9 protein-coding genes are annotated in these 14,581 nt (G+C 64.2%); all 9 read right to left on the bottom strand.

Annotation, left to right across the window (positions count from 1 at the left end; translation table 11 throughout):
• Window positions 1–16 precede the first annotated feature (16 nt).
• The 9 genes from QZ613_RS10310 to QZ613_RS10270 all read right to left on the bottom strand — a co-directional run bounded on the left by QZ613_RS10310 (window position 17) and on the right by QZ613_RS10270 (window position 14,394).
• Window positions 17–880 (bottom strand): serine protease, encoded by an 864-nt coding sequence (locus tag QZ613_RS10310; RefSeq protein WP_291982285.1) that lies wholly within the window; start codon window positions 878–880, stop codon window positions 17–19.
• Between the two features lie 96 nt (window positions 881–976).
• On the bottom strand, window positions 977–1,885 hold the full coding sequence (locus QZ613_RS10305; RefSeq protein WP_291868352.1) for a transglycosylase SLT domain-containing protein: 909 nt from the start codon (window positions 1,883–1,885) through the stop codon (window positions 977–979).
• Window positions 1,885–2,943 carry an SDR family oxidoreductase gene (locus QZ613_RS10300; RefSeq protein ID WP_291868349.1) on the bottom strand — a complete coding sequence of 353 codons (1,059 nt, stop codon included), beginning with the start codon at window positions 2,941–2,943 and terminating at the stop codon, window positions 1,885–1,887. Before QZ613_RS10300 ends, QZ613_RS10305 begins: the two co-directional genes overlap by 1 nt.
• Window positions 2,943–4,223, bottom strand: a complete 1,281-nt coding sequence (locus tag QZ613_RS10295) for a nucleotide sugar dehydrogenase (RefSeq protein ID WP_043563139.1) — start codon at window positions 4,221–4,223, stop codon at window positions 2,943–2,945. Before QZ613_RS10295 ends, QZ613_RS10300 begins: the two co-directional genes overlap by 1 nt.
• Window positions 4,224–4,268: 45 nt before the next feature.
• On the bottom strand, window positions 4,269–7,058 hold the full coding sequence (gene prsT, locus QZ613_RS10290; protein ID WP_291982283.1) for an XrtA/PEP-CTERM system TPR-repeat protein PrsT: 2,790 nt from the start codon (window positions 7,056–7,058) through the stop codon (window positions 4,269–4,271).
• Between the two features lie 37 nt (window positions 7,059–7,095).
• Complete coding sequence (gene prsR / locus QZ613_RS10285; protein WP_043563134.1) at window positions 7,096–8,454, bottom strand: PEP-CTERM-box response regulator transcription factor; 1,359 nt, start codon at window positions 8,452–8,454, stop codon at window positions 7,096–7,098.
• On the bottom strand, window positions 8,451–10,562 hold the full coding sequence (prsK, locus tag QZ613_RS10280) for an XrtA/PEP-CTERM system histidine kinase PrsK (RefSeq protein ID WP_291868373.1): 2,112 nt from the start codon (window positions 10,560–10,562) through the stop codon (window positions 8,451–8,453). The genes prsR and prsK overlap by 4 nt, the downstream gene beginning before the upstream one ends.
• Window positions 10,563–10,623: 61 nt before the next feature.
• On the bottom strand, window positions 10,624–12,006 hold the full coding sequence (locus QZ613_RS10275) for a TIGR03013 family XrtA/PEP-CTERM system glycosyltransferase (RefSeq protein ID WP_043563128.1): 1,383 nt from the start codon (window positions 12,004–12,006) through the stop codon (window positions 10,624–10,626).
• A gap of 300 nt (window positions 12,007–12,306) precedes the next feature.
• Entirely contained in the window at window positions 12,307–14,394 is a 2,088-nt protein-coding gene (locus QZ613_RS10270) for an O-antigen ligase family protein (protein ID WP_291868344.1), read from the bottom strand.
• Window positions 14,395–14,581: the final 187 nt, after the last annotated feature.

Here is a 14,581-nt window from a genome sequence, read left to right as displayed (position 1 = left end):
CCCGACTGCGCCGCGACTATTGCCTGGCTTCGCGCAGCAGGTCGCTCAGGTACTCGGAGGGAATGGCAAAACTGATCCCCGACGGCTTGCTCAGCGTTGATTCCTTGCTCTCCTTGACGAAGACCATGTTGATGATGCCGACCACTTCGCCGCGGTCAAGCTCGTACAGGGGGCCACCACTGTTGCCCGGATAGGCGGTCGCGTCGAGCTGGAAAATGTCGAAGCTGCCCCGGCGCAAGCGAGCGATCACTTTCGCGTTGAGGTTGCGGGCGTTCGAGCTGGGCAGGACGATCGGCGTGATCGACGAAATGATTCCCCGGTGCGTGACCGGCGAAAGACCGAGAACGGCACCAATCGGAAAACCGGTGAATGCCACTGCCTGTCCCTCGCGTACCCGATCGGAGTCGTGCAGCGTCAGCACCGGCATGCTCGGGCCGTCGACGCGCAGCAGGGCGAGATCGTGAATCTTGTCGACCGCCACCGTGCGCGCTTCGCGCCGCTGCAGTGAGGGCCCCGCTGGACGGGCCATGATCACCAGGCGCTCGCCGGCCGCCTCGTCGATCTTGTCCGGGAGGACGTGCGAATTGGTCGCCACCTGGCGGCCGTCGCCGACGACGAAGCCGGTACCGCGCATCATGAACTGCGGGCTGCGCGTCAGCTGATAGGTGCCGATGACGACGATCGAAGGCTTCACGCGATCGATCACGTCGGGCAGATCCGCCGCCGCTGGCGCGATGAAAAACAGCAAGCTGGCCGCCGCGACGGCCGACCAGCCGCGCAACGCCGCTGCCCGCGCCCGGGCTGCGGGCTGGGGGAAGCTGCCCGGCAGGTGGCCGAGGCGGTTGCGCAAGTGAAAACGAATTCGGGACCAGAGGCTCATCACGTTCCTTCGACGACGATCGGACGCTTGCTGACACGGGAAGCGGCCAGGGGGAGCGGGCAGCCGGCAGCGCCGCGCGTCGGCGCGCCCGCTTTCCTAGCTTCCCTGGGTCAGGCGGATGCGCGGCAACTCCGGCGAAGGCGTCGTCACGCTGGCGTCGTAGGGATGGGCTTCGCGCTGGAAAAGACTCATGATGCGTTTCACGTAGCCGCGCGTCTCGGCGTACGGCGGTACGCCGCGGTAACGATTGACCGCACCCTCGCCGGCGTTGTACGCCGCCGCGACCAGGCTGACGTCGCCCTCGAAATAGGCCAGCAGCCAGCGCAGATAGGCGAGACCTCCACGAAGATTCTGCTCCGGGTCAAACGGTTGCTTGACGTTGAAGCGCGCCGAGGTGTCCGGGATCAGTTGCATCAGGCCCTGCGCGTTCTTGTTCGAGAGCGCCTGCGGGTTGAAGTTGGACTCGGCGCGGATGACCGCCAGAGCCAGGCGCGGGCTGACACCGTACTGGGGCGCCAATTGCCGGACCAGGCCGAAAACCGCTTCCTGAGCTTCACCGCGGGCAACCAGCATATCGCGGCCGTCGTCGGCAAGAAGCGCCGGACGCATGCATTCGGGCGCCTTGGCGCCCGGCTCACCCACGAAACGCAGCATTTTCTGCGACTGCGCGTGCCCCTGTTTTGCCGCCAGAGCGAAAAAGTACGCCGCACGCGCGTCGTCGCGGTCGACGCCGCGACCGTTGGCGTACATCCAGCCAAGATTGAACTGCGCCTCGGCGTCGCCGAGCAGCGCCGCCTCACAGTACAGACGAGCGGCGCGCGCCGGGTCCTTGGCCACCCCTTCACCATGCTCGTAGCTCAGCGCCTCGGTGCGCAACGCCAGCCAGCGCACGGCATCGGCAGCCTTGTCCGCCGCCACCGCCGGTGCTGGCGCGGCGACGACGAGCAAGGCGCAAACGAGCATTGCGGCGCAGCCTGGCAGCGGACTGCGAACGGAGGCGGTCATCACGCATCGCCTCCGGTCACGGCGAAGCGTGACACATACCAGGGCATGGCGGCTTGCACCCCCGCCTGCAATGCGTGGCTCGGGAGATAGCCGAGCAGGCGCCTGGCCTTGCCGATATCGGCCTGCGAGTGGCGCACGTCACCGGCCCGGAACTCCCCGTAAGCGGCTTGCACCTGGCGTACGTCGGGGCGAACGTCGGCAAGCGCGTCGCGGAGGATTTCAAACAGCCGATTGAGCGTCGTGCGGTCATCGACGGCGACGTTATAGACCTGGTTGAGCGCCGCCGGCTCGTCGCTCGTCGCGGCCAGCAGATTGGCCTGCACGGCGTTGTCCACGAAACAGAAGTCACGGCTCGTCTCACCGTCGCCGTTGATCGTCACCGGCTCACCGAGGAGCAGAGCCCGTGTCCAGCGGGGAATGACCGCCGCGTAGGCGCCCTGCGGATCCTGGCGCGCACCGAAGACGTTGAAATAGCGCAGGCCGATCGACGGGAAGGCGTAGCAGCGAGCGAAGACCTCCGCGTAGAGCTCGTTGACCAGCTTGGTCACCGCATACGGCGACAGCGGTCGCCCGATCGTGTCTTCGACCTTCGGCAGCGCCTGATGATCACCGTAGGTCGAACTCGACGCGGCATAGACAAAGCGCCTGACGCCCGCGTCGCGGGCGGCGACCAGCATGTTGAGAAAGCCGTCGATGTTGGCGGCGTTGGTCGCCTGCGGATTGGCCAGCGAGCGCGGCACCGAACCCAGCGCCGCCTGATGAAGAACGAAGTCGACCCCGATGCACGCCTCGCGACAGGCGTCGGGATCGCAGATGTCCGCCTCGATGAAACGATGAAGCTGCCACTGCTCGGGAGTGAGCAGAGCCTGCACCTCGTCGATATTGCGACGATGCCCGGTGGCGAAGTTATCGAGACCGACCACCGTTTGCCCGAGCCCGAGCAGCTTCTCGACCAGATGCGACCCGATGAAGCCGGCGCTGCCGGTCACCAGCCAGCGTGCCCGCCGGGCCAGCAGGCGCTGCTCGAGGGCGGCAAGAGCGGTCGGCAATGCAGACATTACAGACGCCACACGGTGATGCCCTGGGCACGCAGCTGCGCCGCACTGAACATGCTCTTGACGTCGGCCAGTACACCGCCTTTCTGCAGCTTGCCAGCGATGTCGGCCAGCGGCCGCTGCTTGAACTCGCGGTGGGCGACGGCGGCGACGATTGCCGCCGCCTCCGGCAATTGCTCCCAGGGCGTCAGCTCGACACCGTACTCGTGGCGCGCTTCGTCGGCGTCGGCGACCGGCTCGTGCACCAGCACCCGTGCCCCGTACGACTCGAGTTCCCGGATCACGTCAATGACGTGCGAGTTGCGCAGATCCGGGCAGTCCTCCTTGAAGGTCAGGCCCAGGACGATGATCGGCGCGCCCTTGACCGGCAGGCCGTTGCGAATCATGTGCTTGATCGTCTGCTCGGCGATGAATTTTCCCATGCCATCGTTGATCCGCCGCCCGGCGTTGATCACCTGCGGGTGATAACCGAGCATCTCGGCCTTGTGCGTCAGGTAGTAGGGATCGACGCCGATACAGTGACCGCCGACCAGACCGGGACGGAAAGGCAGGAAATTCCACTTGCTGCCGGCCGCCTCGAGCACCTCGAGCGTATCGATGCCGATGCGATCGAAAATGATCGCCAGCTCGTTCATCAAGGCAATATTGAGGTCGCGCTGGGTGTTCTCGATGACCTTCGCCGCTTCGGCGACCTTGATGCTCGAGGCCGGGAAAATCCCCGCGGTGATGATTTCAGAATAGACGGCGGAGACCCGTTCGAGGGTCTCCGGCGTGTCTCCGGAAACGACCTTGACGATTTTCGTCAGCGTCCGCTCCTTGTCGCCGGGGTTGATCCGCTCGGGCGAATAACCGACGAAAAAATCCACCTTCCACTTCATTCCGGAGAACTTCTCGATGATCGGGATGCAGACTTCCTCGGTTGCACCGGGGTAAACCGTCGACTCGAAAACGACCGTCGCACCGCGCTTGAGGTTCCTGCCGACCGCTTCCGACGAGCCGACCAGAGGCCCGAAATCCGGCCGATGCGCCTCGTCGACCGGCGTGGGGACGGCGACAATCACGAAATCGGCTTCCGCCAATGCCGCCGGATCGGTACCCACCTCCAGGTGTGCAGCGGCCTTGAGGTCGGCGCTGCTGACTTCGCCGGTCGGATCGAGGTGCTGCCGGTAATGCGCAATCTTGCTCGCTGAGAGGTCGAAACCGATGGTCCGCCGCAGCTTGCCGAACTCGACTGCCAGCGGCAAACCCACGTAACCCAAACCAACCACAGCAACGGTAGTCATTTACTTGTCATCCTTTCACGATCATCGATTGCCAGACGTTTGCGCTCAGAGCCCCTTGAGCAGGTCGCTGACTTCGGCCTGCGCCGCAAACTTGTCGCCCAGCTTGGCAAGCTGCTCAAGCTCGCTCCTGGCTTCCTTCTTCTGTCCGGCCTTGATCAGCGCCTTGGCATAATTGAAACGGATCAGCGACGCCTGCGGAGCCAGTTCCACCGCTTCCTTGAGCAGCGCCACCCCGCGCGCCTTGTCGCCCTTTTCCATCAGCAGGACAGCGAGAGTATCCATCACGGCCGGCTGCTTGGGTGCCAACTTGTTCGCTTTCTCGGCATAATCGACGGCCTTCGGATCCTTCAACTGACCGGCCACCCAGGCCATGTTGTTGAGCACCGCGGCGTTGTCCGGCTGGGCATCGAGCAGGATGCGATATTGCTTGGCGGCTGCGGCATAGTCCTTGCGGGCGGTATCCGCCTCGGCCAGATACAGGCGGAAGCGACCATCCTTGGGGTGATCCTTGAGCCAGGTCTGAGCAAACCTGTCCGCCTCGGCAGCATTTCCACCCGCGGACATGGCCACGTGCAGCTTGACGGCAAGCTCGGTCGCCGCGGGAATCTGCGTGAGACCGGCCCGGTAGGCCGTTGCGGCGTCCGTCCACGAGCGCTTCGCGGCGTAGGCATCGCCCTCGAAAATGTAGCCGACAGGCTCCTTCGGCCGCTGCTTCTGCACCGCACGAGCGACGGCGACCGCCTCCGGCAGGCGACCGGCGTCGAGTTCGAGCATGATGATTCCGCGCTGTGCCTCGAGCGAATCGGGCATGACCTTCAAGGCCTTGTGCAGGCTCTGCAAAGCCGCGTCCTTGTTCTTTGCCGCAACTTCGACTTCGGCCATGCGCAGATAGGGCAATGGCAGGTCAGGCTTGAGCGCGGCCAGCTTGCCGTAGGTGGCGAGCGCCTGGTTGAACTCTCCGGCGGCCTGCTGGGCACGTCCGGCAGCGTCCAGGATCTCGGCCTCGTTGGGCAACACGGCGACTGCATTCTGGGCCGCGGAAAGCGCACTCTTGGTGTCGTTCTTGCCGAGATAGAGACCGATCAGGCCGAGATGCGGTGCGGACTCGGTCGGGTTTGCCGCCATCGCCCGATTGATGAGGGCGGCAACGTCCTCGGTCGAGCCGCCTTCCTTGGCTCGCATCTGCGCGAGAGCGAGAAGCGCCTGCATGCTCTTGGGATCCTTGGCGAGCACCGCTTCGAAGCGCTTCTTGGCGTCGGCGGGCTTTTTCTCGACGATATCCAGATTGGCCAGGTTGGCCGCTGCCGGATAGAACGCCGCATTCACGGCCAGAGCTTTCTCGAAACTCGCCCGCGCGCCAGCCAGGTCGTGCTTGCCGAGCAGTGCCGTGCCGCGCAGGTTATGCACCAGCGGGTCATCGGGCTGCTTCTTCTCCATGCTGGTGATGGCCTTGAGGGCAGCGTCGAACTCACGACGCTGCAGGTGCGCGGCAATCAGGGCCAGGTCGGCGCGGTTGCCCGGGTCGGCAGCGGCAACCTGCTCGAGGTCGCGGAAGGCCACCTCGCTCTCGCCTTGCGCCAGATTGACCATCGCCAGCGAGGTCCGCTTGCCGGCATTCTGCGGGTCGAGCGCGGCAGCCTTGGCGAAGTATTCACCCCCTTTGTCGATCTCGCCGTTCTGAACATAGACCTGGCCGGCCAGCGCCAGCATGTTCGAATCCTTGTCGATCTTGCCGAGCACCGGCGTGAGAACGCTCAGCGCCTTGCCGGGCTGCGAGCTGCGCAGGTAACTGGCAATCAGCACGCGCCGCGCGATCCCCAGCTCGGGCGTGCTCGGAAGCGCCTTGAGCAGGTAAATCTCGGCCTGCGGATAGGCCTTCAGCTCGTACTCGATGAGGCCGGCCAACTGCAGGCCGAGAGGACTGTCGGGCGCGAACTTGAACATCTGCTGGATGGATTCCCTGGCCGCCGGAAAGTCCTTTTGCTGGTAAGCCATCAAGGCCGACAGATAGGTCGTCTGCGGATGGGTCGGAGCGATGTTCTTCATCGCCGCGATCTGTTGCCCCGCCTCGGCGAGTTTGCCGTCGGCCATGAACAGCCTGACGATCGCCGCATGCGCTGGCAGGTAGGTTGGCCGCAGCTCCAGGGCCTTCCGATACGCCAGCATGGCGCCCGCCGAGTCGCCCTGGGACGACAGGACGTCGCCCTTGAATTGCCAGGCGTCGTAGAGGTCCGGCGACTTCTCGATCGCCGAGTCGACCAGCACCAGCGCGGCCGGCAGCTCGCCCTTCCTCGCCTTCTGCCCGGCTTGGCCAAGCAGCGCCGGGCCGTAGCCCGGTTGCGCCGCGACGGCGGCCGCATAAGCCGTTTCGGCCTGCACCGGCTTGTTTTGCATCAGGTAGGCCGTCGCCAGCGACGTCTGCAGGTCGGCCTTGGCCTGCGCCGTGGACAGGTCGGCGTTGGCGAATTCGTCGGTCACCTTGTCGGCCTGCCCCAGCGCCAGCATGCTGCGCGCAAGAGCCGGCGTCACCTCGTCGGCAGGATACTGGTAGAGCTTGGCCTTGCGCAATTCGACCTCGGCGCCGGTCGCGTCGCCGGCCTCGAGCAGCGCCTTGCCGAGAAGAAATCGCGCTTCGGCCAGGTCCGGTTTCTGCTGCAGAGCGTTCTTCAGCTGGATGGTAGCGGCCTTGGCATCGTGCTTGGCCAGGTACTCCTTGGCCGATGCGAGCATGGCTTCCGGTTTCTCGCCGCCACATCCAACCAGGAGCAGAGTGGCCAGCAAACCCGAAACGGTCGCTTTACGCAACCGCTGCATTGATGAGTCACGCGTATTCATAGGTATCCCCACGGAGTGGTAAAAATTGGCAATTAGTCTACTTGAGTCCAAATCGATGCATCAGGTCGTACAGCGTCGGGCGGCTGACGCCAAGCAGTTCAGCGGCCTTGACCACGTTCCCGTCGGCACGCGCCATGGCGGTGATGATCACCCGCCTCTCGGCTTCGTCGCGCGCCTGGCGCAGATCCAGCGGCGTCGCTTCCGGCGGTTGCGCGGTGGATAAGCCGATGTCGTCGGCGGTGATCTGATTGCCATCGGCCATGATGACCGCCCGCTTGATGCAATTTTCGAGTTCACGCACATTGCCCGGCCAGCGGTGGGCTTCGATCGCCCGGGTGGCATCTTCGCGCAGGGTCATCGCGCCGCGATTCTGTTCCTCGGCGAAGCGTCTGACAAAAGCATGCGCCAACAAGGCGGGATCCCCGGAGCGTTCCCGCAAGGGAGGGATATTTACCACAATTTCGGCAAGGCGATAGTACAAATCCTCACGAAACCCCCCGTCGGTGATCAGGGATTTCAGGTTCTGGTGCGTGGCGCAGACGATGCGCACATTGACCGGAATCTCCTGCCGCCCGCCGATCCTCTCGACGACACGCTCCTGCAGAAAACGCAGCAGTTTGGCCTGCAGCGAATGCGGCAGATCGCCGATCTCGTCGAGCATCAGGGTACCGTTGTTGGCGGTCTCGATCTTGCCCGGAGTCATTCGTGCGGCGCCGGTAAAAGCGCCCTTCTCGTAACCGAACAGCTCGCTTTCCAGCAGGTTCTCCGGAATCGCTGCGCAGTTGATGGCCACGAAGCGTTCGCCACGCCGCGTGGACGACTCGTGTACCGCGCGCGCCAGGATTTCCTTGCCGGTTCCACTTTCGCCAAGCAGCAAGACCGTCGCATCACTGCTCGATACCCGCTCGATGGTTCGGCAAACGCGCAGCAGCGCGGGGTCGCGAGTGAGCAGGCCGGACAGCACATCGGGCTGCTGCATCGATTGCAGTCGCTTGTTTTCCTGCTGCAGTTCATGCAGGCGGTAGGCACGATCGATGGTCAGGCCGAGCATTTCGATCTCGAAGGGCTTGGCAAAGAAGTCGTATGCTCCGAGGGCAATCGCCCGCAAGGCATTGGCGCGATCGTTCTGGCCGGTGAGAACGATGACCTTGGTGTCCGGCGCCAGGGTCAGGACTTCCTCGAGCAGCTTGAAGCCCTCGGAAACGGAGTCGGCATCGGGTGGCAAGCCGAGGTCCATGGTCACCACCGGTGGCTGGAAGCGGCGTATCTGCGCCAGAGCACTCTCGCGGTCATCGGCAGTCAGGGTCTCGTACTGGTCGAAAGCCCAGCGAATCTGTTTCTGCAACGCCCGATCATCTTCGACGATGAGCAGATGGGGTAGCTTTTCGGAACTCATTCCGACTCCTCGGGCAAATCAGCGGAGTTCTTTGTCGAGCCCGCGTCGAACAACGGCAAGAGCAGGGCCACCTGCGTACCGACATCGACAGCGCTGTCGACCGACAGCTTGCCGCCCAACTCGTGCACGTACTGAAAACTCTCGTAGGCACCAATTCCCATGCCGGTCGGCTTGGTCGTCTGAAAAGGCTTGAACAGGCGCTCGCGAACGAATTCCGGACTCATCCCGTGGCCGCTGTCACCCACCTCGACCAGCGCATAGTTCCCTTGCCTGGCCAGGCGGATCCACACGCGCCCAGTCGGGTCCGTCGCCTCCAGCGCGTTCTGGACGAGATGGCCGATGACGCGCTCGATACGGTCTTCGTGGCCGCGGGCGACGAGCTTTTCCTCGATGGTCAGTTCGACCTCGCGTCCCTGACCCGACTTGGCGGTCTGGATGCGGCGCACCGCGTCAGCCAGATCGATGCCGCGGGGGCTGTCAAGCGGCGTTGCGCCCTCGCGCAGCTGCAACATCAACTGGCGCATTCTCTCGACCGAGTTTTCGACGGTCATCAGCATGTCTTTCTGAAATTCCGGGTTGTCGCGGTGGCGTTCAGCGTTCTTGATCATCAACGACAACTGGGCGACGATATTTTTCAGGTCATGGACGACAAAAGCCGACATGCGGTTGAAGGAGTCGAACTTGCGCACTTCAAGCAGCGCTTCGCTGGCCTGCATCTGGCCAAGAAACGCTCCCGCCTGCCGGCCAGCCGTTTTCAGCAGGTCGTTGACCTCCCAGTTCACGTCGATTCGGGCCCGTGCCGTGGCCAGCACGACAAAGGCGATCAGCTCGTTGCCGGTGGTCAGCGGCACAACCAGCCATGCGTTCGGCACTTCGACCAGCCACGACGGCAGGGCGAGGCCATCATAGCGCCGCGGCAGCGAGCGATACTCCTCAAGATTGATCACCCAGCCGCTATCGATCAGAAACCTGCACAAAGGACTGCCATCATCCTCCGTGGCCGCCGAAACGGGCATGTTCCAGCACGCGGCCTGGGCAAAGAAACGCCCCGAAGGATCCTTCAACCACAGCGCACCGCCGGGACTCTCGACCATGTCGGCCAGGCCGCGCACGGCGTGACGGCCCATTCCCGAGAATCCCCCTTGCGAGGAAAGCGTCTGCGTGAAGCGCAGCCACTCCTCACGGTAGTCATAGCGGTAGCTGAAGAAGTGCTTGCCAACCTGGACCCGCAAGCGCGCACGCATGGACCCCGAAAAGGTCAGTGCGACGAGCACCAGCAGGGCAGCAAAGAGCAGCGCCAACTGCAGGGCCCGCCCCCATTCGCCGCCGAACAAGCGAACGTAATAGCCGGCGGAAGCCATGAACAACAGATAGATGCCGACGATGACCAGGGTTGCCGACTGCATGGCGGCACGCTGCGACATCACCAGACGGCGCTTCCAGTCGTGGCTGCGGATCGCCGACAGAGCGACCATCGGCAGACTCACCGCGTGCGCAAAACCACGGATACTGAAGGCGTCGGCGTCGACCTGATTGAACAACAGCGCGTCGGAGTAAAGGTAGAGATCGAACAGAAAAGTGCCCCCAAGGCCCAGACACAGCGGCTTGATACTCCAGCGAAAGTCGGGCGAGACGTTGCGGAACAGTTGCTCGAGGAGGACCAGACCGAAGACGCTCATCGCCAGCGACGCGAATAGCGACAGGCGCTGCGCGGGCAGGAGCAGGTCAGTGCCGGTGACCACCAGGAGCTGTGCGCCGAAACCAACGACGACGAGCAGCAGGGCGATGCCACCCAACCAGCCGACACGCACGCGCGCCGGCGCACCGTCACCCGGCTCCGGCTTCATCAACAGGATCAGGAACAGATACCAGCCACCGAAGCGCAAGGCATCGGCGAGCATGCTGCCGGCGAGGAAGACGACGTTGTGGGTCAGCGCAAAAGCCATCCCCAGCAGCCCCCATACGGCACACAGGCTGACCGCCAGGAACATCGCGCGGCTGCGTCCGCCGACGCGCCAACCCGACGCCAGATAGAGCGCCAGGAAGGCGGCCAGCAGTCCGGTCAGCCCGTAGCTCCAGGTAGCAATCATCGCCATATTGGTTGCCATCACGATCGACCAGCCTCCCCAATCCGCGCCCACACGCAATCTGCCAGGATCGCCAGAAAGCTCACTGAGCGCCTTTGCCGGTCAACACCACGCCGACCGTCTGAAAGAGAATCACGACATCGAGAAACAGGCTGTGATTCTTGACGTAAAACAAATCGTACTGCAGCTTCTGAATCGAATCGTCGACCGTCGAACCGTAGTGGTAGCTTACCTGCGCCCAGCCGGTGACCCCGGGCTTGACACTGTGGCGCACGGCGTAGAAGGGTACGTCGCGAGTCAGTTGATCAACGAAATAGGGGCGCTCCGGACGCGGTCCGACCAGGCTCATGTCACCGGTCAGCACGCTGTACAGCTGCGGCAACTCGTCGATGCGCAGCTTGCGGATGATCCTGCCGACGCGCGTCACGCGATCATCGTTGGCCGTCGCCCAGCGCGGTTGGCCATCGCTTTCGGCATCCTTGCGCATGCTGCGAAACTTGATGACATTGAACAGACGACCGTCGAGACCCACCCGCTCCTGGCGGTAGAAGACCGAAAAGCCGTCTTCGAGGATGATCATCAGCATGGTCAGCAGCATCACCGGTGCGGCCAGCAGCAAGAGGAAGCTGGCGGCGACGATATCGAACAGGCGCTTGACGGCGGTCCGCCGCCAGCTCTGGCGAAAGCCGTCGCCGAAGATCAGCCAGCTGACACGCAGCGAATCGATGCGAATCTGCCCGAGGGCACGTTCGAAGTAACTCGCCAGGTCGAGAACCTTGACGCCGGACAGTTTGCAATCCAGGAGTTCGCGCAAGGGAAGCGCGCCACCGCGACGCTCGCGTACCGCGACGATGATCTCGTCCACCTTCAGCGAATGCGCGGTGTCGGACAGAGACATGTCGCGCGACAGGAGGACCTGCGCCGGAACGACGAGCTCGGTATCGGTCGGGCTGGGATAAAAGCCGACGATGTGGATATCCGGATCCGACTTGCGCAAGACGCGCCCGACATTTTCCGCCTCGTCGCCCGCGCCAAAGACCAGCACCCGGTGACTGAGCAGCAGGCCGCTGCGGCTGTGTGCCGAATGGACGCGGTGCAGCAAGGTCGCGAAGAGCGCCGCCAGGCCGGAGAGGAGCATGAAGCCACGATCGACCTCGGCCACGGAGAGCATGGAGAACACGACATAGGCCAAAGGAATGGCCAGATAGAGGGACAGCACGGCACGCGCCCGCGTCTCGGCGCGAGTGCGGCTATGAACCCGCTGATAGATACCCAGCCAGGCGTTGAAGGCAATGCTCATCAGCGCGAAGATCAGCGCATAGAAAGCCACCTTCTCGAGGGCTATCTCGCCGCCACGACCGACCCAGACGGCGACCAGGATCACGCAGACCACCGGGAACATCAGATCGATCGCCACCCGGGCGATGGTCGCCCGATAAAACCAATGATTGAAGACCTTGATCACGACAGACCCCTTGCAATCGCCAATCTGAAAGCTTTTCGTTGATAACGGACTTGCCGAACGCCGCCCTGGTGAAGGGGAAAGCAGGCAAGTATCACGAAACAGAGGTTATCAACGGAACAACGTCGAGACCGTGACCGAATACACAAGCGGGGGGCAATACCTTGTAAAACATACCGTCCAACTCCCTACAAGAACCAAACGTGCACTTCAATACAACGCGCCAGTACCTTGATACGTCTTGTTTTTTATTGATTTTTGACGAGCGCGTGCAGTCAGGAATTCTGCAAGCTGCGGCGTCTGTCAGGGTGTCCGAACGGGAACCGACGGCGCGGCAAGAGGGTTGGCAGCGGCGCATCCGTTCAGGAACAGGGCAAAGCATAGCAGCAAGAAGAACAGGAAAGCAGGCCGCGGCATGTCCAACAGGCTGGAAAACATGCCGACTACCATAAATGCAATTAATGCCGCGAGCAAATAAGGGGCCAAAACATGCGAACGTCCCGGCCCGCGAAGGAGGTTGACGCAGGCCAGCGCCAGCAGGACGAGCAGGAGCAGCAGGCCGCTGACGCCCTGATCGACGAGCATTTCGAGAAACAGGTTGTCGATGTGCCAAGGCACGAAGTAGTGGCGACCGGCAAAGAACCAATGCGCGAGCCCATCGGAAAAGTCGCCATTCTGCAGCAGGTCCCGCCCCGTGGCATCACGGAGGCGCAGCTTATCGACGTCGATGGCGTCAGCCGAACCGGGCAGGAGGCGCAAGCTGAGAAAGCCGAGGGCCGGTGGCCACGCGCCGGCGGCGCCGGCCGGGGGAGCGTTCAGGCGCAGCGAGAAGTGGTGCCATTGCGCTTCCCCTCCCGGAACTCGCACGAGCGTCCCACGGCAGGAAGCCTCGTACAGCAGATGCCGCTGGCAGACAGCCACACTCAGCCTGGCGTCCTGCGGCGCACGCAGGTCCATGGCCAGCGTGTAGCTCCCGTCGTGCAGTGGCGACACGCGTTGCAGCAGTTCGAAAGCGCCCTGCCGACGCGGGCCTTGCGACGGGCCGGAAAGGCGCAAATAGGTCCCGCTCTGGCGGTCGTCGACAAACAGCAGGCGGCCGGGGATTTCGCGCTCCGGCACGGCCTGTGAATAATTGGCAGGAAAACGTCCCAGGCCCCTGCCGAACATGATCTCTGACGGCGAGCGCAAAAGGCTCAGCCCGGCAGTCCAGTGCTCCAGACGCCCGCCCAGATCGCGCTCGCTGGCCGACAACCGGCGGCTCATGAAATCGCCGAAGCCAAGCACCGCGACCACCTCGAAGGCCAGGACCGCGAGCAGGACACGCCCTCCCCAAAGCCGCCAGGGCTCCGGCGGCGGGAATGGCGAGTCCGTCGGCGCGCTTGCCGGCAAGCCCGGCGGCGGAAACGACTGCCGCTGCGCCGACAAACGCCAGGCCAGCAGCGCCAGGGACAGCCCGACGCCGAGATAGACGCTGCGCGAGAAACTGGTCAGGCAGGCGTAGGCGACGAGCACCGCCAGCGCCGCGGCGATGCCCCAGCGCCAACGATCCGGCGCGCGCACCACGGCATGGACGGCAAACGGAACCGCCAGTGCAAGATAGCCGTCGAGCGCCGCGCCACCGACGTGCATCTCCCAGAACAGGGCCGTGCTGCGATAGGGAGTCGAGAAGTCGAACAGCCCCGGGTAGGTGCTGCGTTCCCAGACAATCGCCACGCAGAGCAGGCCCAGTCCGGTCGCCACGCCCGCGGCGAGGCGGGACGCTGCCAGCGCCGGCGCGCGTTCGTGCAGCTGGCGCAACGACGGCAAGAGGAGGAGTGCAAAAAAGAAAGCCTTGCCTACGCGCAAGCTGTTCAAGGGCTCTTCGTAGCCCTGGAACCATCCCGCCAGCGAGGGATCGGCGGCGCTCAGGCCACGCACCAGGGCCACAGCGTAGGATACGGAGAGCGCCGCCAGCCCGATTCCGGCCAGGCGAAAGAGGGTGAATTCCGCCGATCCCGCGCCGCCGTCCGGACGGCAAGAAAGGGGGAGGAGCGCCTTAAGCAGCCCTCGCTGCGCCGTCCGGGCGCCATGACCGGGGGAAGCTGGGGATCGCCCCCGGCGTGGCCAGCCATCGGCGGCCAGGCGTGCCTGGCCGCCACTCACCGCTGCCAGTAGCAAGAGGTCGAATTCGTCGACGCCGATCCAGCCGGTCCACGCCGAGAAACTGGCGACCGGCAAAAGTGCAGGGAGGACGAAGAGGAAGAGCGACGGGCGCAGGCCGACCGCCATGGCCCAGGCGACGAAAGCGACACCGAGCAGGTTCGGCCACAAGGGATGATTGGCGGCGATGTACAGCCCCAGTGCGCCCGCGAGAGCCGCCAGCACAGCGTGCACCCCGGGCAGCCAGCTCACGGCCTGCCGCCCGAGCAAACACAGCGGACACTCACAACGCGGCCTGGCTGCCGGCTTCCAGTGGTCATCAGCCCTCTTCTTTTCCGTTCGCCTGCCCGGCGCGAGACCTTGGCGCGGGAATTCTGTCGGTGCGACCCGTACCTGTCCGTCGATCGAGCCCCGCGACCGCGAAGCGCGTGAGCCGGAC

Source organism: Candidatus Accumulibacter sp. ACC005 (genome assembly GCF_907163215.1).
GTDB classification, from domain to species: domain Bacteria; phylum Pseudomonadota; class Gammaproteobacteria; order Burkholderiales; family Rhodocyclaceae; genus Accumulibacter; species Accumulibacter regalis.
Note: the sequence above shows the minus strand (reverse complement) of the source record. Positions and strands in the feature narration are given on the sequence as shown.